29 protein-coding genes are annotated in these 24,304 nt (G+C 37.0%); 14 read left to right on the forward strand and 15 right to left on the reverse strand.

All coding sequences use genetic code 11. The annotated features are described in order from the left end of the window. Positions 1 to 132 precede the first annotated feature (132 nt). The 7 genes from VIO64_RS14530 to VIO64_RS14560 all read left to right on the forward strand — a co-directional run bounded on the left by VIO64_RS14530 (position 133) and on the right by VIO64_RS14560 (position 7,754). Positions 133 to 2,388, forward strand: a complete 2,256-nt coding sequence (locus tag VIO64_RS14530) for a WG repeat-containing protein (protein WP_331919473.1) — start codon at positions 133 to 135, stop codon at positions 2,386 to 2,388. A gap of 121 nt (positions 2,389 to 2,509) precedes the next feature. Beyond that, positions 2,510 to 3,262, forward strand: a complete 753-nt coding sequence (locus tag VIO64_RS14535) for a response regulator transcription factor (protein WP_331919475.1) — start codon at positions 2,510 to 2,512, stop codon at positions 3,260 to 3,262. Then, entirely contained in the window at positions 3,246 to 4,652 is a 1,407-nt protein-coding gene (locus VIO64_RS14540) for a HAMP domain-containing sensor histidine kinase (RefSeq protein WP_331919477.1), read from the forward strand. The genes VIO64_RS14535 and VIO64_RS14540 overlap by 17 nt, the downstream gene beginning before the upstream one ends. A 129-nt stretch (positions 4,653 to 4,781) precedes the next feature. Continuing rightward, positions 4,782 to 5,237, forward strand: a complete 456-nt coding sequence (locus VIO64_RS14545; RefSeq protein WP_331919479.1) for a hypothetical protein — start codon at positions 4,782 to 4,784, stop codon at positions 5,235 to 5,237. A gap of 23 nt (positions 5,238 to 5,260) precedes the next feature. Further along, on the forward strand, positions 5,261 to 6,424 hold the full coding sequence (locus VIO64_RS14550; protein ID WP_331919481.1) for an ABC transporter permease: 1,164 nt from the start codon (positions 5,261 to 5,263) through the stop codon (positions 6,422 to 6,424). Continuing rightward, positions 6,417 to 7,088 carry an ABC transporter ATP-binding protein gene (locus VIO64_RS14555; protein ID WP_331919483.1) on the forward strand — a complete coding sequence of 224 codons (672 nt, stop codon included), beginning with the start codon at positions 6,417 to 6,419 and terminating at the stop codon, positions 7,086 to 7,088. The genes VIO64_RS14550 and VIO64_RS14555 overlap by 8 nt, the downstream gene beginning before the upstream one ends. A 9-nt stretch (positions 7,089 to 7,097) precedes the next feature. Continuing rightward, positions 7,098 to 7,754, forward strand: a complete 657-nt coding sequence (locus VIO64_RS14560) for a DedA family protein (RefSeq protein WP_331919485.1) — start codon at positions 7,098 to 7,100, stop codon at positions 7,752 to 7,754. Between the two features lie 85 nt (positions 7,755 to 7,839). Here VIO64_RS14560 and abc-f read toward each other — a convergent pair whose 3' ends face one another. Beyond that, positions 7,840 to 9,450: a ribosomal protection-like ABC-F family protein gene (gene abc-f / locus VIO64_RS14565; RefSeq protein WP_331919487.1), complete on the reverse strand. Its 1,611-nt coding sequence runs from the start codon at positions 9,448 to 9,450 to the stop codon at positions 7,840 to 7,842. A 413-nt stretch (positions 9,451 to 9,863) separates the two neighbouring features. Next, positions 9,864 to 10,238, reverse strand: a complete 375-nt coding sequence (locus VIO64_RS14570) for a CoA-binding protein (RefSeq protein ID WP_331919489.1) — start codon at positions 10,236 to 10,238, stop codon at positions 9,864 to 9,866. Between the two features lie 207 nt (positions 10,239 to 10,445). Here VIO64_RS14570 and VIO64_RS14575 point away from each other — a divergent pair, with 207 nt between their 5' ends. Genes VIO64_RS14575 through VIO64_RS14585 form a run of 3 tightly spaced genes read left to right on the forward strand, consistent with a single transcriptional unit; the run spans position 10,446 to position 13,416 of the window. Then, positions 10,446 to 10,946 (forward strand): DUF6323 family protein, encoded by a 501-nt coding sequence (locus VIO64_RS14575; protein WP_331919491.1) that lies wholly within the window; start codon positions 10,446 to 10,448, stop codon positions 10,944 to 10,946. After that, positions 10,943 to 12,337 (forward strand): DUF6179 domain-containing protein, encoded by a 1,395-nt coding sequence (locus tag VIO64_RS14580; RefSeq protein ID WP_331919493.1) that lies wholly within the window; start codon positions 10,943 to 10,945, stop codon positions 12,335 to 12,337. Before VIO64_RS14575 ends, VIO64_RS14580 begins: the two co-directional genes overlap by 4 nt. Positions 12,338 to 12,384: 47 nt before the next feature. Further along, the gene (locus VIO64_RS14585) at positions 12,385 to 13,416 is read left to right on the forward strand and encodes an alpha/beta hydrolase-fold protein (RefSeq protein WP_331919495.1); all 1,032 of its coding nucleotides are present in this window, start codon (positions 12,385 to 12,387) and stop codon (positions 13,414 to 13,416) included. Between the two features lie 70 nt (positions 13,417 to 13,486). Here VIO64_RS14585 and VIO64_RS14590 read toward each other — a convergent pair whose 3' ends face one another. From VIO64_RS14590 to VIO64_RS14635, 10 genes are all read right to left on the reverse strand, one after another. Continuing rightward, complete coding sequence (locus tag VIO64_RS14590; RefSeq protein ID WP_331919497.1) at positions 13,487 to 13,789, reverse strand: spore coat protein; 303 nt, start codon at positions 13,787 to 13,789, stop codon at positions 13,487 to 13,489. A 42-nt stretch (positions 13,790 to 13,831) separates the two neighbouring features. After that, positions 13,832 to 14,071: a spore coat protein gene (locus VIO64_RS14595; protein ID WP_331919499.1), complete on the reverse strand. Its 240-nt coding sequence runs from the start codon at positions 14,069 to 14,071 to the stop codon at positions 13,832 to 13,834. 99 nt (positions 14,072 to 14,170) lie between these two features. Beyond that, positions 14,171 to 14,356, reverse strand: a complete 186-nt coding sequence (locus VIO64_RS14600) for a type Z 30S ribosomal protein S14 (protein ID WP_331919501.1) — start codon at positions 14,354 to 14,356, stop codon at positions 14,171 to 14,173. 132 nt (positions 14,357 to 14,488) lie between these two features. After that, a complete protein-coding gene (locus VIO64_RS14605) occupies positions 14,489 to 14,875 on the reverse strand; it encodes a YbaN family protein (protein WP_331919503.1) in 387 nt (128 codons plus the stop codon). Between the two features lie 24 nt (positions 14,876 to 14,899). Continuing rightward, entirely contained in the window at positions 14,900 to 16,222 is a 1,323-nt protein-coding gene (locus VIO64_RS14610; RefSeq protein ID WP_331919505.1) for a TerD family protein, read from the reverse strand. A gap of 144 nt (positions 16,223 to 16,366) precedes the next feature. After that, the gene (locus VIO64_RS14615) at positions 16,367 to 17,182 is read right to left on the reverse strand and encodes a sulfite exporter TauE/SafE family protein (RefSeq protein ID WP_331919507.1); all 816 of its coding nucleotides are present in this window, start codon (positions 17,180 to 17,182) and stop codon (positions 16,367 to 16,369) included. A 176-nt stretch (positions 17,183 to 17,358) separates the two neighbouring features. Continuing rightward, entirely contained in the window at positions 17,359 to 17,952 is a 594-nt protein-coding gene (gene rbr, locus VIO64_RS14620; RefSeq protein ID WP_331919509.1) for a rubrerythrin, read from the reverse strand. A 205-nt stretch (positions 17,953 to 18,157) separates the two neighbouring features. Next, entirely contained in the window at positions 18,158 to 18,598 is a 441-nt protein-coding gene (locus VIO64_RS14625) for a hypothetical protein (protein ID WP_331919549.1), read from the reverse strand. Positions 18,599 to 18,676: 78 nt separating this feature from the next. Continuing rightward, positions 18,677 to 19,150 (reverse strand): hypothetical protein, encoded by a 474-nt coding sequence (locus VIO64_RS14630; RefSeq protein WP_331919511.1) that lies wholly within the window; start codon positions 19,148 to 19,150, stop codon positions 18,677 to 18,679. 93 nt (positions 19,151 to 19,243) lie between these two features. Then, positions 19,244 to 19,606: a hypothetical protein gene (locus VIO64_RS14635; protein WP_331919513.1), complete on the reverse strand. Its 363-nt coding sequence runs from the start codon at positions 19,604 to 19,606 to the stop codon at positions 19,244 to 19,246. A gap of 230 nt (positions 19,607 to 19,836) precedes the next feature. Between VIO64_RS14635 and VIO64_RS14640 the strand changes: the two genes are divergently transcribed. From VIO64_RS14640 to VIO64_RS14655, 4 genes are all read left to right on the forward strand, one after another. Further along, on the forward strand, positions 19,837 to 20,199 hold the full coding sequence (locus VIO64_RS14640) for a hypothetical protein (RefSeq protein ID WP_331919515.1): 363 nt from the start codon (positions 19,837 to 19,839) through the stop codon (positions 20,197 to 20,199). A gap of 109 nt (positions 20,200 to 20,308) precedes the next feature. Then, positions 20,309 to 21,112, forward strand: a complete 804-nt coding sequence (locus VIO64_RS14645) for a YhcN/YlaJ family sporulation lipoprotein (RefSeq protein ID WP_331919517.1) — start codon at positions 20,309 to 20,311, stop codon at positions 21,110 to 21,112. Between the two features lie 12 nt (positions 21,113 to 21,124). Further along, complete coding sequence (locus VIO64_RS14650; RefSeq protein ID WP_331919519.1) at positions 21,125 to 21,379, forward strand: hypothetical protein; 255 nt, start codon at positions 21,125 to 21,127, stop codon at positions 21,377 to 21,379. A 51-nt stretch (positions 21,380 to 21,430) separates the two neighbouring features. Further along, complete coding sequence (locus tag VIO64_RS14655) at positions 21,431 to 21,745, forward strand: demethoxyubiquinone hydroxylase family protein (RefSeq protein WP_331919521.1); 315 nt, start codon at positions 21,431 to 21,433, stop codon at positions 21,743 to 21,745. 95 nt (positions 21,746 to 21,840) lie between these two features. Here the strand turns inward: VIO64_RS14655 and VIO64_RS14660 are convergent, their stop codons facing one another. The 3 genes from VIO64_RS14660 to VIO64_RS14670 all read right to left on the reverse strand — a co-directional run bounded on the left by VIO64_RS14660 (position 21,841) and on the right by VIO64_RS14670 (position 24,261). Continuing rightward, entirely contained in the window at positions 21,841 to 22,686 is an 846-nt protein-coding gene (locus tag VIO64_RS14660) for a TerC/Alx family metal homeostasis membrane protein (protein ID WP_331919523.1), read from the reverse strand. Positions 22,687 to 22,776: 90 nt separating this feature from the next. Continuing rightward, positions 22,777 to 23,436 carry a VTT domain-containing protein gene (locus tag VIO64_RS14665; RefSeq protein ID WP_331919525.1) on the reverse strand — a complete coding sequence of 220 codons (660 nt, stop codon included), beginning with the start codon at positions 23,434 to 23,436 and terminating at the stop codon, positions 22,777 to 22,779. A 288-nt stretch (positions 23,437 to 23,724) separates the two neighbouring features. Continuing rightward, positions 23,725 to 24,261, reverse strand: a complete 537-nt coding sequence (locus VIO64_RS14670; RefSeq protein WP_331919527.1) for a carbonic anhydrase — start codon at positions 24,259 to 24,261, stop codon at positions 23,725 to 23,727. Between the last annotated feature and the right edge of the window lie 43 nt (positions 24,262 to 24,304).

The raw sequence follows: 24,304 nt of genomic DNA on the forward strand, positions 1-24,304 counted from the left end.
CCTCTCTGATCCTTAATTATTTCTTAACCATTCGGTAATTACTTTTTTATTTCAAACGGTTAAAATATATATTATAAGTGATAAATCTATTAAATTTTATTTTATGTATGTTTAGTATACAGGAGGAGAACTATGAAAAAACTAATCGCTCTAATTATGTGTTCCATACTTTGCCTGTCTTCCCTGCCCTTATATTCAGAAAGTTCAGAGAATGCAATGCTTCTACCTGCAGTAGTTCTGCAAGACAAGGCTGATAAATGGGGTTTTATAAACTTGTCAGGTGAGTTTGTGGTGCAGCCCAAGTATGATAATGTTAATAATTTCAATTCTAAAGGTATAGCTATTGTGTCTAATCAATCGGCTGATACAGGAAGCAATGTTTCATACTTTATAAACAAAGAAGGAAAAACCGTTTTGGGGCCATTCAATTGTTTTATAGGTGATTTTAAAAGCGGTTATGCTATTGTTAATGAACAAGGGAAAGCAAGCAAGTTAGTGGATGAAGGAGGTAAAGTTGTTCTTACCAGCAAGTATAAGCTTAATGGAGTTTCAGAGGGAATGATTTCGTTTTCAGAAGACCAAAAACCCGCTATTAAGTATGGCTACATGGATATGAAAGGAAATATAGTCATAGCCCCAAAATACACATACGCCGGAGATTTTGAGAATGGTGCTGCAAATGTCTATCTGACCTACAACAAGTCTGTCTTCATAGATAAAAAGGGTAATATTTTAAAAGACTATGCAGTAAAACCTAGCGGTAATACAAACGACTATCCGATGCCTTTTTTGGATGAAAAGTCCAAAAAATACGGTTACAAATCATCCAGCGGAAAAATAGTAATAGGGCCAAAATTTAAAGAAGCCGAACAATTTGCTTATGGTGCAGCCAAAGTTGTTGTCCAGACAGGCAAGGACGAATATCAAACAAAGCCTGCCGTTATAAACACAAAAGGCGAATATATTATCAAGCCTGAGTATATAAGTATTCACTATATAGGCCAGGGCCTTTTTACTGTTAACAGGAAAGGCTACAGCGATTGGGAGTATCAGTACTATCCCAACGCAATATTCAATAGCAGCGGAAAGCAGTTAACAGACTTTTCCTACTACGACGTGCAACGCTTCAATGGAGATTATGCCTCTGTATGCAATGGTACACAAACTTTCTTTATAGATAAAACCGGCAATAAAGCAGCTGCTCTCCCCACGATAGACGGCATCGGTACTTTAGAACTGATAGGCGACATTATAAAGTCACAATGTGATGAGTACCTCTCTTATTATCGCAAGGATGGATCTTTGATATGGATGCAAAATAAAGACTACACCTTTGATTCAGGCATCACAGTAAAAAATAACAAGTTCAGGCCAGATTATTATACATATGTAGAATACCCTGAGGTTATGGGAATTTCCGATTCAGGTATTGAGGAAAAGGTTAACAAAAAACTGTATGACATGTTCCTAAATGATATAGTAAAAGCTCAAGACAAAGAGGAAAACAAGGAAGAGTTAGAATACATTAGCACTGAAACTAAAAGCTACTCTGCCGAAAAGAACAAAGATCTTCTTACAATAGAGGCCTACGGATATTCTTACCCATTAGGAGCTGCTCACGGAATGCCTTACTCCGAGGATTATCCAATTAACCTTAAAACAGGTGAAATTTATAAGCTTAAGGATTTATTCAAGGCTAATTCCAAATACAACGAAAAGCTTACTTCAATCGTAAGGAACCAAATTGCTCTTAACAAAAAAATAACCGATAAAGAGTACTTTGAACATATCTCCTCAACCGCAACAATTACTGACTCAATAGGTTTTACAATAACAAAGGACGCCTTGAGATTAACTTTTGCCCCTTATGAAATAGCGGCTTATGCAGCAGGCTTCGTATCATTCGATGTACCATACGGGCAAATAATTGACATCATAGATACAAAAGGTGCCTTTTGGAATTCATTTGATAAAGAAATCAAAAAAAGCAAAGTCAAACACCTGGATTATTTGACTGACGAGGCCTCCATCAGTATCCAAAACACAATAAAATCATATGAAAGCAAAATTATTGAGGCTATTAACACCAATGATTTTAAAAAGGTTGAACCTGTACTTGTAAAGGACAGCAGTTTATACAATGATCAAAAAAGTCTGGTAAAGAACCTTTATAAAAAAGGGATTAAGGAAAAGCTAATTAACTTTGAAATCTACGCCATAGGCTATCTGAATAATATGCAGGAAGTAAAGGTTTATGTACTAGAGGATGTAGGAATTATGTATCCACCGAAGAAGAGTTATGAAACCCGCAAATTCAGCTGGTGCTATACAGCAAAGTATGATAAGAACACAAAGACCTATAAGCTTACTAAAATCAGCAAGTGGTAAATGATAGACTATTCATAATAAAATACTTAATTGATTTTTCCGATATTTTTGCTATGATATGCTTAGGTGCATCATTTTTGATGCACCTAAGCGTCAAGCAATATAGGAGGAATTTAACAATATGCCGGACAAGAAAAAGGTTTTAGTTGTTGATGATGATGAATCTATAAGAGAGCTGATTCAGGTGTATCTCGAAGATGATTATCAAGTTTTTCAGGCAGCTTGCGGTACTAAAGCCATTGAACTGATGAAAAAAGAAAAACCCTTTCTCATAATCCTTGACATCATGCTGCCCCAAAAAGCAGGCTGGGAGGTATGCAAAGAAATTCGAACTTTCAGCAATATTCCCATAATTATGGTTTCTGCAAAAGGAGAGGAAATTGACAGAATCCTCGGTTTGGAATTAGGTGCCGATGATTATATATGCAAGCCCTTTAGCCCTAGAGAGCTTTTAGCCAGAGTAAAGGCACAGATACGGAGAAGTACCCTGCAATCAGAACCGCTGTATGATTGGATAGAGGAAATTAATGAAGGAAAAAGCACCTCCCCCCAATGTGTAATAGAGTCAAATCACTTAATTATTGACGATAAGAAATATAAAGCTCTGCTTAAGGGACAATTCCTTGATTTAACCACCAGGGAATTTCTGCTTCTGGCTTTTCTGGCAAAACATGAAGGGCAGGTATTCAGCCGCGAACAGCTTCTTCAGAATGTTTGGGGTTTTGACTATGTTGGAGATTCGAGAGCCGTTGATTCTGCTGTAAAAAGATTAAGAAAAAAGTTAAATGAAATAGATAACAAAAATGAGTATATCCATTCCGTAAGAAGCATCGGATATAAGTTTGAGGTGGCAGATAATGAAAACTATTTTTAGCAAGCTCCTTACAAACTTTATCTTAACAATAGTAATATGTCTTGCAATAGCGGGTATAAGCCTATCGTTTGTGATAAGGAACTATATCTCAGAGCAAAAAGAAAACGAGTTGGTACTAAAAGCCCAAGTGATTGCACAATCGACAAAGCACTTCTTTGTAAAGAACGAAAACCCTCATGATTATATCAATACTATTAACCATCTTGACTCCAATCTCGGCACAGAGGTTTGGGCCGTAGATGAAAACGGCATTGTAATTGCCGCAGCCGCAGAGCATCTAAACTGTGAAGGCAGTAAATTAAGCAGTGCCGAGCTTAAGGAGATGCAATCCGGCAGGTTAACCGTCAGTAACGGCTATTCGGAGTACTTTAAGGATCCCGTTATCAGGGTTACAACCCCTATTATTGATAAGAACAAGGTTATAGGTGCTGTAATTGTTTATTCTCCTGTAAAAGGCATAGACGAAGCAACAAGACGACTGGTATTTATGATGATTTTTGCGGCAATAATTTCTCTTTCTATAGCATTGATATTTTGTATTTACACATCCAAGAAAATAGCAAAGCCTGTACAAAAGATGGCAGAAGCTTCTATGGAGGTAGCTGACGGAAACAAATTTACTCATGTGCCGATAAGTACAGAATTTAAAGAGTTTAACCAGCTTGCAGGCTCCTTTAACCATATGCTTGAAAGAATCGAGCAAAACGAGAAGAGAATGAAGGATTTCGTTGGAAATGTGTCCCACGAGTTGAAAAGTCCTCTTACATCAATCAAAGGCTTTATTGAAGCTCTCATTGATGGAAAAGGCAAGACAGCAGAGCGAACTCAAAAGTTTTTAAGCATTATGGACAAAGAAGCAAACAGGCTGATTAAATTGATTGATGATTTGCTGATCCTATGCAAGGCAGATAGCATTGTGAAGGTTGAGCCTCAGAAAATAAATATTATTAAACTAATCCAAGAGGTTATCACCAATTTTGAAGTGAACGCCCATCAAAAACTCGTCAGTTTTAAGCTGGATTGTGCCAGCAAGCTGCTTTATGCAAAAGTTGAACCCCACTCCTTAAAACAGATAATGATAAACCTTCTGGACAATGCAATCAAGTACTCTCCGGAAAACAGCCAAATTTTAGTAACTGTAAGTCCTAATTCTAATGAAGTGGAAATATCGATTACAGATAGAGGTCCCGGAATACCTGAAGAGGATATTCCAAATATATGGGATAGATTTTACCGTGTTGATAAGGCCAGGAGCAGAGAAACAGGCGGGACAGGCTTGGGGCTTGCAATAGTAAAGGAACTGATTGATAAAAACGGCGGTGAGATAAGCGTAAAAAGTAATATCGGAAAAGGAACAACATTCAAATTCAAACTCCCCATAGCAGTTTAATCTGCCGGGGAGTTTTCTTATAATTATTCCATTCCTGACACAAACCTGACTTTATCCTGACACACAAATTCTGTAGAATACTGATAAATATATAATTAAATGCGTATTAAGTTTGAAGGAGGAAGTTTTGTGTACAAGAAGATATGGTTTCTTTTACTTGCATCATTATTATTGCTGTCAGGGTGCGGTGCCCCGAGTGAATTTGCAGCAAGTCAGGCGGAAGTTACATCGGTAGCAATCAAGGACTTGACTGCAGATCCAACTGCGTACACCGGAAGGATTGCAATAAAGGGTGTAGTTCAGTATGTTGATGAAAAACAATTTGTATTCAGATTAATTGATGAAGAGGAATATAAAACTTGTGGTCTAAACCCATGTGGTGCTGCTGGTATTATGACGGTATATACTCCTGATTCTTCCAAGCCTGCAGGCAAAACCCCCTCTGATTATTCTTATGATGCAAAAATGCCTAAAGTTGAAGAACGTGTAACTGTTGAGGGCGACGTAGTAAAAACAGATCAAGGATACTTTTTTGAAGTTGATAGAGTATTGAAGGGCTCTGAGCTCATAATAGTGAAGAAATAATACAAAGGGGAAGGAAAATAGGTATGAATTTATATAAGTTGGTTTTTCGCAACTTATTAGGACGAAAAAACCGTTTCATATTCACTTTAAGCGGAATTACGTTAGGAATAATTGCCTTAGTGGTTCTTATCAGCCTGGGGGCAGGTCTTCAAACACAAATACACAAGCAGGCCAATGATTTAGGAGCAAACCTTATTGTTACTGCCAAGGGATGGTGTGCATACGAACAGGTAAAGGTACTTAGCGGCAAACAGCTGCCTGATGCTATACCACCTGAAGAGCTTTCAAAAATTGAAAAAATTCAAGGGATAAAAACCTATCCATATCTGACAGTAGGGTCTGCCATTAATAATGAACCTGTTTCAGTAACAGGAGCTCGTATAACAGAGATAAAAGAACTAAAAAAATGGAAAACCGCTCAGGGAGATTTTCCAAAAGCCTCCGATAAGTATGGGATAGTAGCAGGTTCTGCAATTGCCGAGAACTTCAAGCTCAATATAGGAAAAGTAATTACACTGCGAGGAAAAGAGTTTAAGGTAACAGGAATACTAGAGGCAACAGGAACCGGAGACGACGGTGTTCTGTTCATAGATTTGGATACTGCACGTGAAGCTTATGAAACAAAAGGCAGGATATCATTTATCGGTATAAAAGTTGATGATATTAATAAGGTTGATTACTATTCAAATCTGATCACTGACTCTGCTAATGTGGCAGTCCTTTCAGACCGCCAACTGTTAAGCTCAGTATTAAGCGTGGTAAGCTCAGTAAGCACAACACTCAACATCATTGCAGTTATAGCTGTTTTAGCCGCAAGCTTTGGAATTATAAATACCATGCTAACCGCTATATACGAAAGAAAAAAGGAGATTGGAATATTAAAGTCTATGGGAAGCTCCAATATCCAAATATTCAATATTTTTGTGGTCGAATCAGGTTTATACGGCCTTATCGGCGGAGTCCTCGGTTTGCTTATAGGAACTTTAACAGCGTTTTTTATCACTCCGCTTATAGCACAAAATGAATTTACAGCGTTTATACGTTCAACTGAAGTGTCGGGTATAATAGCTACATCTGATATGATGTTGATTCTGGTTGGTTCTATCATTGTCGCAATTCTATCAGGCATATATCCTGCATTAAGAGCTGCCAAACTAACTCCTGTGGAGGCGATAAGTTATGAGTAATATAATTGAAATAAGCGGTTTGCATAAAACTTATAGCAGAGGAAAAGTCCCTACACATGCCCTAAGAGGTATTGATTTGGTTATAGAAGCAGGTAAATTCAACTGCATCATAGGCCCATCCGGACATGGCAAAAGTACATTACTCCATTTGATAGGAGGCCTGGACAGGCCAAATCAGGGATCCATAAAAGTATCGGGTGAAGAAATCAATAAGCTTTCCGACAGAGATCTGGCCAAATTCAGAGCAAAAAAGCTAGGGTTTGTGTTCCAGTTTTTCAACCTCCTAAATAGTTTAACCGTATTAGAGAACGTGCAGACGCCAATGATGTTTGCCAAAATTCCCAAGGAACAGCAATTCAGTCGGGCTATCGCACTATTAAAGGCTGTCGGGCTTGAAGAAAAGATAAACAGCCGTGCCAACGAATTAAGCGGTGGTCAAATGCAAAGAGTAGCAATTGCCAGAGCTTTGGCCAACAATCCGGATATCCTTTTAATGGATGAGCCTACTGGAAACCTGGACTCAACCTCAGAAAAGGAAGTTATGGATATAATCTTTGATTTGCATAAAAAGGGAAAAACTATTGTTATGGTCACACATAATCCTGACATATCAAGCTGCGGCGAAAGAATAATAAAAATAAAGGACGGAATAGTCCAAAATTAAGGAGAACCCATGGAAATAATTACCGGACTAATAGATTTTATATTGCATATTGATACGCACTTGGCTCAAATAGTACAAACCTATGGAACATTGACATACCTAATACTTTTTCTTATTGTATTTTGTGAAACCGGCCTGGTTGTCACCCCCTTTCTCCCAGGAGATTCGCTTTTGTTTGTTATAGGAGCACTAGGTGCCTCAGGTGCTTTGGATGTAAAGCTTGTAACAATTCTTTTGATTGCGGCTGCTATACTTGGAGATACCGTGAACTACCATATCGGTAAATTTATAGGCCATAAAGCCTATAGGTTAAAGGACAGTAGATTCTTTAAAAAAGCTTACCTTGAAAAAACTCATAATTTTTATGAGCGACATGGAGGAAAAACAATTATTATTTCCAGATTCATTCCAATAATACGAACCTTTGCACCATTTGTTGCAGGAATGGGAAACATGACCTATTTGAAGTTTATCAGCTACAACATAATTGGAGGAATCGTTTGGGTTTTACTTTTTATAGCAGGAGGATATCTGTTTGGTAATATGCCTGTAGTAAAAAGCAATTTTACCCTGGTAATATTTGCAATCATATTCATCTCACTGCTTCCAGGCATTATGACATTCCTCCGAAGCAAAATACAAGCAAGGAAATCAATAAAGGCATAAAATGGCAAAGTATAGGTATGAAGTCTGATCTAAGCCTTCATACCTATACTTTTTATTATTAAAGCTCCATTATAGATAATACGCTTTATAATTTAATCAACCGCTGATATTCAGCCTCCAAGGCCGCTCTATCCGCTCCCGGCATTGAAAGCTTTGACAATATCTCAGTAATCTTTAGTTCAATCACAATGCGGTCCATTTTATTTGTCTCTTTTGGCACTGCTTTTTGCCTTCCATAAATAAAATCCTCAAGGTTATCTTCAATCTCCCTTACAGTTCTGCTACCAAATGCTATAACCCTGTTTGCCACCTTGCTTACAAATTCCCTGTCATGAGAAACAAAAATAACAGTCCCTTCATAATCACAAAGCACGTTCTCCAAAGCTTCTATTGACAACATGTCAAGGAAGTTAGTAGGCTCATCCAATAGCAGCACATTTGCATCTGAAACAAACAGCTTGGCAAAGGAAACCTTAACCCTTTCACCGCCGCTAAGAACCCCCACCTTTTTAAAAACATCCTCGCCTCCAATAAGAAGCCTGGCTAATACAGTCCTTGCCGCTGCCTGGCTCTGTACACTGCCATCCATAACATTCTCAAGAACCGTTTTGCTATTGTCAAGGTTCTCAAATCCCTGACAAAAATATCCTATTCTGGCCTTAGGAACTATATACAGGTTTTTATCTGCTTTTTCATATATGAGGTTTAGAAGCGTGGTCTTTCCAGTCCCGTTTTCTCCCCATAGTGCAGTTTTGGAGCCGTTATATATGTCGAACTTTACACCGTCAAACAGCTTTTTGTCTCCGAAGCTGCAGGACAAATCTTTAGCCGATATGACAATTCTGTTTTCCGGGGGATTTGTCAGAGAAAAATCCAATTTAATTGTAGGCAATTCATTCGGCTTTTCCTTTACCTCAAGCTTATCAAGTCTGGTTTTCATACTGTTTGCTGCATTGTAAAGCTTTTTCTGAATCTGGGTGGTCTCCCTTTTATGAAGCCTCGCCTCAGAATTACCCATCCTTTTTGGCGTCTTTTTCATAGCTTTTGATTTGCTGTATCTATCATTTATTGCTTCAGTAAGCTTAGCCTTTTGTGATACATACTTTTCGTATTCCTGTTCCTTATGCCTGAAATCAGTATCAAGCTGCTCTTTATAGCAGGAATAATTCCCGCTAAATACAGCTATCTCTCCATCTTTCACCTCAAGGATTTTATTGCAAACACTGTCTAAAAGGTCTCTGTCATGGCTTATAAGCAATAAGGATTCAGCCTCTAAAAGCTTTTCTTTCAAAAGCCCTACACCTTTATAATCCAGATTTGCCGTAGGCTCATCTGCAAAAAGTATTAGATTGTCTTTGCTTATAGCATTGGCGATCTTAATCCTTGTCCTTTCGCCTCCGCTTAGCCTGTCATGTTGAGGTAAATTGTGTAATTTAAATTCCTTCAAGGCTTTTGGGTCAGCTTCCATCTTTTCATCGGAAAACTGCTTTATATATGAAATGTCACTATATTGCTTTACAAAACCCTCGTCCGGATCGATAATTTTTGATAGTATGTTTAAGAGTGTTGTTTTTCCTGAACCGTTTTGCCCTACAATTCCAATCTTGTCACCTTTATATACTTTTAGATTGTCAAAACCTACTATAAGCCTGTCTTTATAATATTTTTTTATATTTCCTGCCTCTAAAATAAGCATAAAAAAACTCTCCTCTCACATTTTACTTGAATGTGCCGGAAAGTGCTGACTTGTAAAGGATACAAATCCTCAATAAACACAATTTATCATATACTAACTATTAAAGATTAATCGCCTTTAATATCAGACAATAACTGCTTATACTTTATTTACAAGCTAATCCAGCACACCAAACCACAATGCGATTCTAAAACTTATTTGCTGTAGCATCACAAAATGATTTTACCAATTATAAAATTGATTTTGCCGTATTAGCCAATTCTCATCAGTAGATACCTTACCCTTTCTTAATGTTGAATCCTTATAGCTGCAATTTTTATTTACCGCATATAACCATTTTACTTTCCTATAAAAAATTAGTCAACCAATAATTATTTACAGTAACTGCTATAATTTTTATGCAATTCATCACATCATATTGTGGCTACAAGTACACATGCCTGAACCGACTTTAGCCCTAGATCATCAATCTGCTTCATAATCTCATCATCATATGTCCCCGGTTGAAGCCAAATATAGCTTATTCCCAGCCTTGCCGCTTCTTCTAAAAACACCTTTCCTCTTTTAGGAGAGACAACCATATTGATTACCTCAGGAACCTTAGGCAGGGATGAAAGATCCTTGTAGCATTTGTCCCCTTCTACTTCATCGTATACCGGGTTTACCGCATAAACCTCGTATCCTTTATTCTTTAGCTTGCAGTAAATCATATTTCCATACTTCTCCTGTCTTCGGTTGGCACCGACAACAGCCCACACCTTTTTTTCAAGCATTGTTTCCTCCAGCATATTATCAACTCCTCCTAAAGGTTATACCTTAATTTACCCAACAAAATTATGTTTTAGACATTAAAAAACCATTGAATTTTTCCCTTTTCAATGGTATTATAGATAGGTCTATGTATTATGAAAAATTTGCGTAACTCCACATATTAACTATATCACAAACAAATACTGTTGTCAATAGTTTTGGGAAATATTTTAAGGAGGTATATCATGGATAAAAATTTTCTTCTCTCACCAATTTCGGATATGCATCTAGCAGCTGTAGATGAAATAATAAAGTGTAATGAGATCACATCCCGTTATGGACTTGTTTTATCACTTACTGAAGCAAAAGAGCTTGTCGAGACAAGAAGCCAAACCCTAAAAAGCTATGGAAGGATTGAATTGGGGGGAGGCATAATAAATAAGCTGATTGATGCCTTCTGCGATTCGCCTTATATTTCACAAAAAGACTATTCAAATATTCTAAACGAGCTTATTGAAACCTTCTACTACTTTAAAAATGAAACCCTGGATCAATTAAGTGATGATGAACTGATAAACTTGATGAAGGACAACTTTAACAACAGGTGTCATGGTTCCCTAGAGCTTTTACAAAACAGGGACTTGGATAAAATAGCACGGAGTATTCGGTATGGTGAGGACGACTATGATAACCTGGATGTAGATGATGGTGCGGAAGAGTACTACTTCGGGGAGGATTACGAATGAGTAAAGGTATTGAAAAACAGTATCCTATAAGTGAAGAAAATTTAGATAAGGCTAACTATCTGCAGTCTTTGTTAAATGAAGCTATGAGGCTTAAACTGCTATCCACAGAAGAAATTGAAGGTCTCAGAATACAGCTGGCTCAAATGCTTGCTATGGAAACCAGTTCATATACTCAGGGCGACAGCAGCTCATTGAAGGTTGAAACAGCCCAGGAGATCATGATGTCTATTATATACACTCTTGATTTTTATCTTAAAAGCTTACCCAATACTGATGAATGTTTGGCATCACTTAAGTCCATGAAGATCATGGAGATTTATGCAAAAGGAAAAGAGCTTATAAAAACTGCATTTGAACAAGCAAAAAAACTATACGAATTAGTCGGAAAAAATAAAATCTCTACCGATAATTATGCTTATAATGACACCATCGAAGCTCTTTCAGGCTTCTTTAAGGATTATAATCCCATGTTTGCCGCACATGATTCCAAGGTGTCCATAGATTACCCTCTGTGTATAGACAATATGGATACATGCGGTGTTGAATATATCGTCACATATCTTAAAAAGCTGTATTATGAAAATGAGTTTTGCAGAAGGTTTCCAGATGAAAGTATAGGATATTTGCTAAACGGCTACAGCAATGATAACAAACAACTGCTGGTTAATATTTTTGAACTTATACTTGCAAACTCATTAGGCTCTGCACTTCTCAAAAGAAGCCCAAAAGATCTGAAAACAGATAAGGATGACTGCATATACCTGCAGACCTACTTGAGCAGTATGGCCCCAGATGATTATGAACTGGCAATAATTCAAGCATCGGATAAAATTATTTATGAGCTGGAAATTTCAAATGAATTTCTATTAAAATACATTCCCCAAGCTGTTAAATATTTATCAATCAGAATAAAGGGATTACTGGAGTTAAACAAGTTATCAACTTTTTTTATTGAGCTAAAAGAAAAAATTGATGAAGCAGATTATCGTTTTGAGGATGGAGTTAGTATGGATGATGAGTTATTCAGGAAGGTAACAGAGAATATACGTGATTGCAGTAAAGTTTCACACAAGTTGGAAATTATATGGAAAGAGGTCCGCAGCTTCAGGGATTTGGTAGATGTGCTTGGAGCAGACTGCATATTTGGTGATGAATATGATGAGGTATTCTCCTCCTTCAATGACCTTGAACTGGCAATGCTTTTAAGTGAGATTCCGTCCGACAAATTTTATAAAGACATTTCCTCAAATCCCGAGGATTATGATTTACACATGTCTGAAAGTGAAAAGGAATGGCAGACAAGGTTAAAAGCATTCGTAGAGAGACTTGAAGATGTCCATAAAGAAAAAATTATTCAACTACGGGAAAACCTTCATGGGTATTTCTCCTGAAATACGAAAAAATATAGAATAGCATAGCTTAGTATAGGAGTGTTTGAATGAATTTGAAAACTGATATAGAAAAATTAAATACCGACAAGTCACCTTTGATAGACGGGGAAACGGTTACTTTTACTTATAAAGGCACTGCCAGGGACATTTACCTTGTTGGAGATTATAACAATTGGGAACTACAGGATAAGATGAAAAAGCATCCGCATATGGACCTTTGGTATATAACAAAGCAATTTCCCGAAAATGCACGATTTGATTATAAATATGTGGTTGATGGGAGCTGGATTACAGATCCGTTAAATCAAAACATTACGGCTGGCGGTGCAGGCGATAATTCCACGCTCATTATGCCCAAATACAAAAGTGATTATGAACAAATACTATCAAAAAATGTTCCCCGAGGCAGAGTTATAAAGGATCTTAAGTATAATAGCATCTCTCTCAGCATTGAAATGAAATACCACATATATCTTCCCTTCGGATATGAGAAGGCGAAAGTAAATTGTATGCTTTATGCACTTGATGGCTCCGATTACTTAAATTTCAGCAATATGAACCTGGTTCTTGATTATATGATCCATATGGGAGAAATCCCAAATCTAGTATGTGTACTTTTAGATCCCCATGACAGGACAAAGGAATATACTGTTTATGAACCCTACTACAATTATGTTATTAAAGAGTTGATTCCCGAGGTTGAGACTCAATACACCAATAATTCAGGGTACTTGGACAGAGCAGTTATAGGTGTTTCATGGGGTGGATTAACATCTATCTACCTTGCTGCTTGTACTCCAGGATATTTCAAAAGGGTATTGTCACAGTCAGGCTCATTCTGGCCAAAAGATTGGTTAATTTTTGACCTTGTTAGTGAAGCGGTTACACCACAAATAAAGTTTATTCTTCAAACCGGGACAATACAGGATACAGAGGAAATGAACGATGCTATGGTAAATATACTTAAGGCAAAAAGTTATACAGTGGATTATACTAAATATGCAGAAAGCCATAGTTGGGGAAACTGGAAAGGCCATATCAGCGAAGGATTGAGAAAATTATACCAAGAGAGCAATTAGCTTATTATAAGGCATCGGTAAAATCGACTTACCGCCAAATAAAACTTTACCGATGCCTCGATTTGTAGCGTTATTGACCTTGCTGCATGTTTACAACCGTATCGGCAGCTTTCATGTCAACCTTTATCTGTTCCTGAGGATTATACGCATGGTAATATCCCTTATTCATCATATAATTTGTGATTCTTTCATGAGTACCAATAGCAACATCCAACTGTCTGCGTAAAGTATCCCTTACTTCAGGTGTTGCAGTTTCAGCCAATGCTGCTGCATATCCCTTTATAGCATTTTTTGAAGCAAGTAGAAAATCAGTCGCAATCACCTGTTCTGTCATATTTCCCATACCTGCCAAGTTCTGAATCATGTTTGTCATAGTTCACCTGCTTTCTCCAGCTTTTGTTTTGTCCGTTAAATCCTAATGACTTGTTGTACCTGTTGTATTACCTGTTGCCCAGGTTGATCCCTGCATCAGGCTCTGCAGCTCCTTTATATGTCCCTGAGAGATAGCAAAATCCTGATCCAAAAGGCTCTTCAACTCCTGATCCTTAGCAAGCCCGGCCATTGTTGCAGATTTTGTTGCACATACGTTTTTGAATGTCAGAATCTCATGTAGTTCAAATGCCTCATGTGGTGCTATAGTTTTTCCTTTAGCCAAAAAAATCACCTCCGATTAACTCACAATCATTACTTATTATCCATAAAAAAACAGATAATATACGTTTGCTCAGGTTTTATATTTAATCCTATATTATGGTTACCAGCTGGCCTTTCTTATGCCAGGAATTTGCCCTTTATAGGCCAAGGTTCTAAAGCATAGTCTGCAAATCCCAAATTTTCTCATGTATGCATGAGGCCTTCCGCATAGCTTACACCTGTTATACTTTCTGACTCTGTATTTGGGCACTCTACGCTGTTTTATTATCATAGCTTTTTTTGCCACTTGTTTATCTCCTCTTATTATTTTTGTTATCGTATATATTTTTTGTATACACAAATTTTCTATACTTAGTTATGTTGCGAAAAAGACATTAAAAAAGCTATCCATAAAAGACAGCCCTATTAAATCTAAATCCTATTTTCTATTAAGAGTTTTTATTGAAAGAATATGAGTTGAAACAGCCAATGCAATTATTACCATCAAAATTTTTAACCATATTATTTTTATAATAACTAGAGCCGTAAAGCCCATTGTTATCCACAAAGTCAGCAAAGACAATACCTTGGCTCTTTTGGGGATACCCTTTCCATCCCTGTAATTCTTTATGTAATTTCCCACCCACTTATTACTCAGAAGCCTGTTATAGAACTTGTCCGAGCTTCTGGAAAAACAAGCTGCAGCCAACAATATAAAGGGTGTCGTTGGAAGTAAGGGTAAAAATAATCCTGCTATCCCCAAAAACAGGGCAACACATCCGCATACCATCAATATGGCTCTGGTAATACTTTTAATACCTATCATACTAATTATATTATCATCCTTATATTACTTAAAGTCATTTTCAGGGCCAGCATCCATAAAAACCTTAACTTTGCCATCTGTTCCCAATTTGAGTTTTGGCCTTTTCTCTGAGCCTGGCCTGCTATACATTTCAACAGGATCTATTACAATTCCTTCAGGTGTATTCAGGATTATCCCCGGAATACATGTATAAATTAAGTCATCATCATTAGCATTTTCAGACGATATAGAAACTGTAGTTCCCTCGTTATTATCTATAGTCATTGATGCACGATAACGATAAAAGGAACCTGTGCCGTTGCTCTGGGCTGAGTAAACAACAGGAACAACCGCAAGCACATTGTCATTTGGCCTTATTTTAATAATTTCTGTCTTAGTGTCAGCCTTGCCTTTTTTAGATGAGCGGAAGAACAAGAACCCCCTGTCATTATCTGATCGTCCTACGTCTCCCATATGCTCTACAGTGCCGTTGCCAAAGTTTTGTAAAGGCAGCACGCCTTCAGCACCAAACATGGCTACGTCAATCTGCTTTCCTTCTTTAGTTAGCACCAACGCATATATATCATAATCCGTTCCGGAATCCCAAGTTACATAGGAAGTTATTTCTGCAGTTTTGTCAATAATAACAGGATTTTGTCCCTTGCTTAAGTTAACTTTTCCCGTAACCTTCTGTAGATTAACCGTTGGTTTTTCTTCTTCTATTACATTCGGAACTTGTGCATCCTGCACTTTTACATCCGGTGCTTTTAATTCCGATACTTTTACTTGCTGAACTTCAACTTCCTGGGGTTTAACTTTCTGATGTTTAGCGGCCTGAGAGTCATCCTTTGCCACTTCTACACCAAAATGCTTGCACAAACCATCCAATCCCGATGAAAACCCCTGCCATACAGACTTTACTTTCGGCTGGCCATTCCTTATATATAACTCCAGCACAACAATCCCTTTTTCCTCTTTAAATGTTATAGGCATCAGCTCTATAACATCATTTCCCACCTGTACACTTGCTTTAAGGTTTTGAACTTTTGCAAATCCATTACCCTTATCTTCAGTTAATGTAACTGCAATCCTGGTAATTCCTGCTTCTGCCTTTGAGATATCAAAGCTGATTTTATGGGCTCTCTCCCCCGCTTCATCCTTTGGAGGATAGTAAACCGCCATACCTCCAGGTCCCTGCGGTTGATTATAAAAGACAATATCACCGTCTCCTCTTACCTTATAATTATCAGCAAGTAAAAAAGCTGTCAAAGAAGTATCTACTTCTTGTGACAGTTTATGTGTTATTATTACAGTCCCTTTCAAAGCACCCAGAGTGATATTTCCTCCAGGCTGAAGTGATTGGCTCATAAGTTTATCTCCTTAGCATAAAAAATCACTTATGTATTGACATAATTATATCATATAAAGTCAAATTTGTTTATAAACATTACTTAGCCCATATATTTAGCAAAACACCAATGTTCCCAATTAGCTGTTTAAAAGAAAAGTCAATCACATCAGCTCTGCAATTCCGGAAATAATAATCTTCAAGGCTGCAACCATCAATAAAATTGCAAATATTCTTACAACCCAAGCACTTTTAAGTCTTTTAGAAATATGTACCCCGAAAAATGCCCCCGGAACTACCCCAAGACTTATTACAATTGCAGTTACAGCTCCTCCGAGGATAACACCGGAAAACATATTTGTTATGGTCCCTGAAAGGCAGCTGAATATTACGATAAACTGGGATGTTGCTGTGGCGATTAACACAGGAAAACCAAGAATCCGTATCATCATAGGTATATGGAATACCCCGCCTGCCAGGCCTACAATACTGGAAATAAAGCCTGCTATCGCACTGCATACCACCCCAATCCTTACATCATAGGACCATGTTTCAACTGTTCCATCCTCTTTTTTATAGCTTCTTTGCATAATAAATGAAGAGTTAGAATTTTGAACTACTTTTTCTTTCTTTGCCTGATTTTTTACAAACATAAGTATGGAAACCATAATCATAATAGAACCTAAAGTTATCTGAAATAAATAAACCGGTAAATATTGGGTCAAATATGTCCCTAAAACCGAGGCCGGTACTGTAGCAGCCGCAAAAATCAAACCTGATCTCAAATCCAATCTCCTTGTACGCCTGTGTGCCAAAACACCTGTAGAAGCATTGATAAGTCCAATTAATAATGTTATTGACGTGATAACTTCATGGTGCATTTGGGGATAAACAGTAAGTAAAACCGGAAGAAGTATAAACCCTCCGCCGACTCCAACTACTGTTCCAATAGCCCCTACACTAAAACCCAAAACAATCAAAAGTAAATATTCAATAACTATCTCCTCCTATACGCCAATAAAAATAACATAATTTTATATACAAGCTTATATTATTGCATAAACAAACAGTGCTGCATAAGGCAATTTATCTATGCCGTCTACAGCACTAACCATAGTATTTCCAAGTTATTTAACTTTATAGTTCAATTTAAAAATTAATAGCTTTCTACAAACGCTTCAAAATATGATTTAGGATGAACGCATGCAGGACATTTTTCAGGTGCTTCTGTGCCTTCATGAATATATCCGCAATTGCCACACTTCCATAGGATCTTCTCATCTTTTTTAAATACTGCACCATTGGCTATATTCTCTGCCAGCTTTTTGTATCTTGCTTCATGGTGTTTTTCAACAGATGCAATAAGCTTAAACGCTGCTGCAACCTCTGGGAATCCTTCCTCTTGGGCGACCTTTGCAAAAGCCGGGTATAGGTCTGACCACTCTTCGTTTTCTCCCTCTGCTGCTGCTTTTAAATTTTCTATGGTAGTACCCTGTGCAACAGGATATGATGCATTGATTTCAATCATAGCCGGCAGTTCACCCTGCAACCCCTCAAGTAGGAACTTATAGAACCTTTTTGCATGTTCCTTTTCGTTGTCTGCAGTTTCAATAAAAATATTCTTTATCTGCTTGTAGCCTTCTTTATCTGCAACCGAAGCATAAAACGTATATCTTGTACGTGCCTGCGATTCACCAGCAAAAGCTTTTAATAAATTTTCCGCAGTTTTTGTCCCCTTTAAACTCTTCATAATTAGCCTCCCTTATAACAATGAATAATTTTTATAAAATCTGATTTATATAATTCTACCACAATTTTTTATAATATCAAATTCAAAACTGTTGTATCCATAAAAAACAATATTCATCATCAAAAACCTAGACAATAGTAAATAGCCGACAGATGACCTGCCGACTATTTACTATTGTACTATATATAGCTTTCTTGACCTTAAATTATACCGCATTGTGAACAAAGGATACGATAGCTGAAATAGGTATATCGGTTACTGAACCTACAGTTGCCACAGGATAACCATTCCAGCCTCCAGCTGTGGCTGCACCATTTACATTTGCAGGGAGCACAGGCCCATGGCCATATCCTGCACCTGCTGAACCCATATTTGCAAGACCCATGTTTTCTCCACATTGACCAGCACCATAGTCATTACCTACGTTAAACCCTGAGCAGGCATTACCTAGTGAACATCCTGGAGGAGGTCCTATTCTTGTTATAAGTCTTACAAAGCATTCATTAACCGATAATACAACACCAGTAAACCCTGTTCCTGATTGTCCGCCGCTTGCTGTAAAAATTGTTACAGTCTCACCGATATAATTTGCTAGAAGTCCTGCAAAACCTCCACCTGAAAAGCCTCCAACAAATCCATCCGCCATATTATTCATTCCTTCCCTCTCATAATATTTTATCATAATAATATTTTATGTTAACCATGCTACTTTTGTTACCTGCTGCTAAACAGCATTATGAACGAAGGAAACTATTGCATCAATAGGTATATCAGTTACAGAGCCCACTGTTGCTACAGGGTATCCATTCCAACCTCCTGCTGTCATAGCACCTACTTCACTTGCAGGAAGTACTGGGCCATCTCCCCATCCATCAAAACTGTTACCATAACCAGCACCATGCCCATTTCCATAACCATTGCCAAGTCCGCCTTTGTTATTATCCCAGTGACCGTTGTATCCGGCACCACCTACATTAAATCCGTTGCATGCATTTCCAAGTGAGCATGCCGGAGGTGGTCCTATTCTTGTAATAAGGCGTACAAAAACTTCATTTACAGATAAAACCACACCGGTAAAACCTGCTCCTGATTGCCCGCCACTAGATGTAAAAATGGTTACAGTTTCACCGATATAATTTGCTATAAGTCCCGCAATTCCAGTTTCTCCTGTACCAAAACCGCCAATTCCTTTAGCCATATTTATCCCCCTTAAACTTACAATTTTTATTAAATGCACTTTTTATATATTATGTTAACTTTTTTTGTTTTGTTACAATCTTTAAATCAAGTTCTATCTAATGTTATGTACAATTGCTGCTATTTTATCTATCGGCATACATGCTATACAACCCAGCGTCATGTATTCACAGTTATGTAATGGCCTTGTAATCAATTTAATATAAGAGCAGTTCACAAACATCAATACTCCGGTAAAACCAAACCCGGAAGTTCCGCCCCCTTTTACAAAAACCGTTATAGTCTCTCCTATATATTTATCCATATGTGCTGCAAAACTATTTTTCGGGATTCTACCAGCTGTATTAATTTCGACTGCCTGTCTGTTATTTTCATCAGCTTTTAGTTCCTGCACCTGTACGATGTTCCCTGCTTTTATCTTCTGCTGCCTTAGTCGATTTCTAATAAAAATCCGCATATCCTATAACCCCCTACAATTAATCTACAACAGTATTCTTGTATCATGATATAGAAAATTTTAGCAACTTGCTACTATGAGACGCCCAATTGTAAAGCGAGCTATGGTTAGTTCTATTTATGCAACATAATAAGTTAACCAACATATAATTAATATTGACAATAATTTTTATTTACATAAAATAACTTATAGCACATATAATAAATTTTATATAACAGGGTGAGTGAACTATGAATTATATGGAAATTGAAAATTTTAAATCATTATTATTGAAAATGATCAAGCAAGGCTGCCAAATAAAAAGCCATACATTTGGTGTTGATGGAAGAGCAATAGGAGTAGGATTTAAGCCATATTGGACAAATCCCGGTGACTCAAAAATAGATAAGATAGAATTCAACGTTCTTGATAGACGCGGAAGGATAATGCCATTTTATCTAAATAATGTAATAGGATGCGAAATAATGCCCCAGGATGATGAAAATATAGGTCAGTGTAAAAATCTGCTCTTTGATTTGCATATTTTTTCCTCGGCTAAAACACGAGAGAAAGAACCATATGACAAAATCTCAGTTGAAATTTATATAAAATAACCTGATATATTTACCATCTCCGTATTTCTATTGCGTTATAGACTTTATCAGAAACTGGCTTAAATAAAAAAGTTTATTTCGATAAAAATAATGCTGGAGGTGGATGATTATGAAAAGAAGATTTCCAGTAATTTTATCTGTATTGTTAGGAGTAGGACTATTAACTGTCCTATTAGCAGGAGGTAATATCCTTAGAAGAGGCAACAATGGCACAAACCGCAACTATACAACTCAACAGGGAAGGAACCTTTCAGGAACAAGCATGAATGGCCCAAGCCCTATAGCAGGCCCAAATGCAAGAAATATGGCCGGCACCAACGCTGATAGGGGACTTAATAAAACCTCACCGGATATAATGAAGATGGGTGCAAAAGACATAAACAACAACACTAATACTAATAATAGCACTAATAATAACGCTAGCAACAATAACAACACTGATAACATTAATAACATAAGAAAAGGCATAACTTTTGACAGAAACAATATTAACAATAATAACAACAATGCCCATAACAATAATTTTGGTACTGATACAGCAAGGCTTAACACCACTGCTCAACATACAGGCTTTAACAGTAAAAAAGCAGATAATATATGTACTCAGTTAGACAAAATTAATGGAATTGATAATGTAAAAGCAGCCGTAAGCGGTAATACAGCCCTTGTTGGGTATGACGCAGCTAATAACAATAGCGATATCGGAGCAACAAAAAAATTGATCTCCGATAGGGTAAAGCAAATGGATGGCACTATAACAAATGTTGTCATTACAGACTCTAAAGATATATCTACAAGAATAGGAAATTTGGCTGATAATATTAAGAATAAAAAACCTATTACGCAATTGGACGATGAGTTTAACAGGATTATGCAGAGCATTAATCCTGCAGGAAACGTGTTTACGCGTTAGGGAGGTATTGCAATGAACCGAAGGGAAGCTTACGACCTGATTAATGGGATGCTTGAGGATACGGACTACCCTATAACAATAAGAAGCATTGCCGAAATCGAGGATTTTCTCCTTGACGACAGCAGCAGAAGGTTCTCAGATCAATATGCAGCAATCGGAAGAATTTATGATGACTTGATCGATAACCCTGATATAGATAGGTATCCGGAGCCGCCTATTGGCAAGCAAGAGGAAGAACACCGAAGTGCTTTTAATGCAAATTTCTAATTAAATAAAAGTTTTATTTGAGAATAAAATTTTTAGAAAGGATGTGTTTTAATGGCACAGTTCGCAAACCCGTTTGTAGGTAATCCCCCAAAGTTAATGTCAAACGAGGAATTAGCCCAAGCTCTGCGTTTTGATATTGCAGGAGAGCTTGAAGCAATAGTCGGGTATGAGGCTCATGCAATGGCTACCAATGATGAAAGAATAAAAAAGAACCTTTATCATATTGCCGATGAGGAAAGAAGGCATGTAGGAGAACTACAACAGCTTCTCTATATGATAAGCCCACGAGAGGCAGAACACGTAGAAAGAGGAAAGCAGAAGATAATAAGGCAGCAGGAAATGAACTTTCAGGCCCCTATTCAATAAATAAGCTGCAACCGATTTTGCATCCTTAATGGTTATTGTGAGAAATAGAAGAACCAGCGAAAAGCTGGTTCTTCTATTTCTTCATTATATATAACTTATAGTTCACTTTGTACAATTGCTTTGCCCATTCTGTTGGAAATCGCAGAAAATATTATACTTAAAGCTAATATTAATGCAATAATGCCTATAGATAGCAATATTGGGATATGTATACCAAAGAACAATATAGCTAACTTCACACCTGTAAAAATAAGGATTACCGCAACCCCATGCTTTACATATTTGAATGCACCACTTACCTTTTCCAGGAGGAAGTAGAGGCTTCTTAGTCCCATTATTGCAAAAATGTTAGAAGTGTAGACTATAAATGTATCCCGAGTGATAGAAAAGATCGCTGGAATCGAGTCTATAGCAAATATTATATCCGACCCTTCCACCAACACAAGGATGGCAAACAGCGGGGTTGCATAAAGCACTTTATTTTTTCTGACAAAAAATCTATCCCCTTCAAGTTTGTCGGTAAATGGAACAAACTTGCCCATAAATTTTAGAAGCTTAGAGTTCTTGTGATCCTTTTCTTTTTCTTTCTTTAGAAGTATTTTTAAACCTGTAAACAAAAGAATAAGACCAAATATATACAATATCCAATTGAACTTATTTACTACTGCAACACCAAGCACTACAAATATCAATCTCAGAATAATTGCACCTGCAATGCCATAATTTAAAACCCTTCTTTGGTATTCCGGCCCAATGCCAAAGCTGGAAAATATAATGAGGAATAAAAACAGGTTATCCAATGATAAGCTCTGTTCAATTATATATCCTCCAAAAAACTCCATGGCCTTTTGTGAACCGGAATAAAAGTATATCCCAACATTAAACGACAAAGCCAAACCTACCCAGAACAAAACCCAAAACAACGCTTTTTTTGTAGACATCAAAAACCCTCTCCTTACATATTATCTATATGAAATCATAAATTATTAAATACTCTTCATATTGTCGTAAAAATTATATCGAGCCTATACTCATTTTTGTGCAGCAGCTCTTTTATTCCTCAACATCCTTACAAGCCATGTTACAATACCTGGTATAATGCTTATTCCTATTACCGCTATTATGACCAGAAAAAAATTTCTCTTTACCATTGGGATTTTGCCGAAAAAGTAACCCATAAACACATTTATGGCTACCCAGGCAATACTGCCAATAATGTTGTAGGAAAGATACTTTTTATAAGGCATGTTTCCCATACCAGCTGCAAAAGGTGCTACAGTTCTGACTAAAGGCAGAAACTTTGCTATTATTACAGTCTTTCCGCCGTGCCTTTCATAAAAAGCATGTGACTCATCCAAGTGTTTTCTGTTTAACAACCAGGCGTTTTGCTTTTTAAAAATTTTGGGTCCAAAATATTTTCCAAAGTTATAATTTACTGTATCCCCAAAAATAGCTGCCAGCATAAGTGAAATTGTTACCACCCATATATTCATAGTTCCCGATGCCGAAAGTGTACCTACTACAAAAAGCAGTGATTCCCCTGGAAGAAAAGGTGCTAAAAAAAGCCCTGTCTGGCAGAATACAATTAAAAATAAAAACAAATAAGTCAATGATCCGAATTTGTGAATCATATCAATTATCTGTGTATCCAGGTTGGATAAAAAACTAATAGACTGCAATACTATTCCCATTAACCCCTCCGATTCAAAGCTACCTGGATAATAAGCCATTAATGACTTATTATCCAGCCTTATAATCTCTTAGACACTAAAAAAGACTTATAACATAACCTTGTATACAGATTATGTTAAAAGTCTCGTTAACCATTCAGGTAAATAAGCCAGATGCAAATATTATTGACTATACCAACAAACTAATATAAGCACCACGATGTTGACTTAGAACTTTATAACTACTCCCTTTTAACAATATCATTGTATTATAATAACTGCATAAATGTCAATAAAATTGTCAGCAAATCATTCTAAAATCACATTTAGCATATTGTCTTCAATAGAATAAATAAGCGGTGCCACTTTTATTCCAGTGTATTTTTGAGACAATCTTTTGGATTCATTCAATACAAATTCTAACTCATTATCAATTTCAAATAACGGAGCATAATTCACAAAGTGCTCTTCAGCCCTCTGCCTGCTCCAGTTTGCATTTTGACACAAGCCTTCAATAAACTGCTCCCTTTTTGAAACCAGGTTTACCATCCCGCAATTGTCATGAGCAATCAACGCAATATGCTTGACTCCACCAATAGCAATAGCATAGGATACTTTGAATTCCGAATACCTTAAGTTGGCACCGCCTGTTCTTATAATATAAGCAAAATTTTCCGGTATACGCAGTTGTTTTCTATTATCCATACACATCCCAACAAGGAGTTGAGCTGAGGTGTATGATTTAAATTCTGCACCCAGGTTTTGATATGATATCAACTCCCAGATAGGTGTATTATAATAAAAAGAAGGTATTTGTTTTTCTTCTGTCACCTTAATAAGTTGCACTTTATCGCCTCTCTACTTTCACTTATTAACACTCTTCAATCTG

The sequence above is a fragment of the Pseudobacteroides sp. genome, from assembly GCF_036567765.1.
Taxonomy (GTDB): Bacteria; Bacillota; Clostridia; order Acetivibrionales; family DSM-2933; genus Pseudobacteroides.

Excerpts from the sequence above, each read along its gene's own strand:
- VIO64_RS14575 (WP_331919491.1), top strand. The coding sequence starts at position 10,446 with ATGGATAAAAATTTTCTTCTCTCACCAATTTCGGATATGCATCTAGCA.
- VIO64_RS14630 (WP_331919511.1), bottom strand. The coding sequence starts at position 19,150 with ATGGCTAAAGGAATTGGCGGTTTTGGTACAGGAGAAACTGGAATTGCG.
- rbr (WP_331919509.1), bottom strand. The coding sequence starts at position 17,952 with ATGAAGAGTTTAAAGGGGACAAAAACTGCGGAAAATTTATTAAAAGCT.
- VIO64_RS14540 (WP_331919477.1), top strand. The coding sequence starts at position 3,246 with ATGAAAACTATTTTTAGCAAGCTCCTTACAAACTTTATCTTAACAATA.
- VIO64_RS14610 (WP_331919505.1), bottom strand. The coding sequence starts at position 16,222 with ATGAGCCAATCACTTCAGCCTGGAGGAAATATCACTCTGGGTGCTTTG.
- VIO64_RS14650 (WP_331919519.1), top strand. The coding sequence starts at position 21,125 with ATGAACCGAAGGGAAGCTTACGACCTGATTAATGGGATGCTTGAGGAT.
- VIO64_RS14530 (WP_331919473.1), top strand. The coding sequence starts at position 133 with ATGAAAAAACTAATCGCTCTAATTATGTGTTCCATACTTTGCCTGTCT.
- VIO64_RS14590 (WP_331919497.1), bottom strand. The coding sequence starts at position 13,789 with ATGACAAACATGATTCAGAACTTGGCAGGTATGGGAAATATGACAGAA.
- abc-f (WP_331919487.1), bottom strand. The coding sequence starts at position 9,450 with ATGCTTATTTTAGAGGCAGGAAATATAAAAAAATATTATAAAGACAGG.
- VIO64_RS14625 (WP_331919549.1), bottom strand. The coding sequence starts at position 18,598 with ATGGCGGATGGATTTGTTGGAGGCTTTTCAGGTGGAGGTTTTGCAGGA.
- VIO64_RS14645 (WP_331919517.1), top strand. The coding sequence starts at position 20,309 with ATGAAAAGAAGATTTCCAGTAATTTTATCTGTATTGTTAGGAGTAGGA.
- VIO64_RS14570 (WP_331919489.1), bottom strand. The coding sequence starts at position 10,238 with ATGCTGGAGGAAACAATGCTTGAAAAAAAGGTGTGGGCTGTTGTCGGT.
- VIO64_RS14605 (WP_331919503.1), bottom strand. The coding sequence starts at position 14,875 with ATGATAGGTATTAAAAGTATTACCAGAGCCATATTGATGGTATGCGGA.
- VIO64_RS14550 (WP_331919481.1), top strand. The coding sequence starts at position 5,261 with ATGAATTTATATAAGTTGGTTTTTCGCAACTTATTAGGACGAAAAAAC.
- VIO64_RS14640 (WP_331919515.1), top strand. The coding sequence starts at position 19,837 with ATGAATTATATGGAAATTGAAAATTTTAAATCATTATTATTGAAAATG.
- VIO64_RS14535 (WP_331919475.1), top strand. The coding sequence starts at position 2,510 with ATGCCGGACAAGAAAAAGGTTTTAGTTGTTGATGATGATGAATCTATA.
- VIO64_RS14555 (WP_331919483.1), top strand. The coding sequence starts at position 6,417 with ATGAGTAATATAATTGAAATAAGCGGTTTGCATAAAACTTATAGCAGA.
- VIO64_RS14665 (WP_331919525.1), bottom strand. The coding sequence starts at position 23,436 with ATGGGAATAGTATTGCAGTCTATTAGTTTTTTATCCAACCTGGATACA.
- VIO64_RS14635 (WP_331919513.1), bottom strand. The coding sequence starts at position 19,606 with ATGCGGATTTTTATTAGAAATCGACTAAGGCAGCAGAAGATAAAAGCA.
- VIO64_RS14660 (WP_331919523.1), bottom strand. The coding sequence starts at position 22,686 with ATGTCTACAAAAAAAGCGTTGTTTTGGGTTTTGTTCTGGGTAGGTTTG.
- VIO64_RS14655 (WP_331919521.1), top strand. The coding sequence starts at position 21,431 with ATGGCACAGTTCGCAAACCCGTTTGTAGGTAATCCCCCAAAGTTAATG.
- VIO64_RS14560 (WP_331919485.1), top strand. The coding sequence starts at position 7,098 with ATGGAAATAATTACCGGACTAATAGATTTTATATTGCATATTGATACG.
- VIO64_RS14585 (WP_331919495.1), top strand. The coding sequence starts at position 12,385 with ATGAATTTGAAAACTGATATAGAAAAATTAAATACCGACAAGTCACCT.
- VIO64_RS14580 (WP_331919493.1), top strand. The coding sequence starts at position 10,943 with ATGAGTAAAGGTATTGAAAAACAGTATCCTATAAGTGAAGAAAATTTA.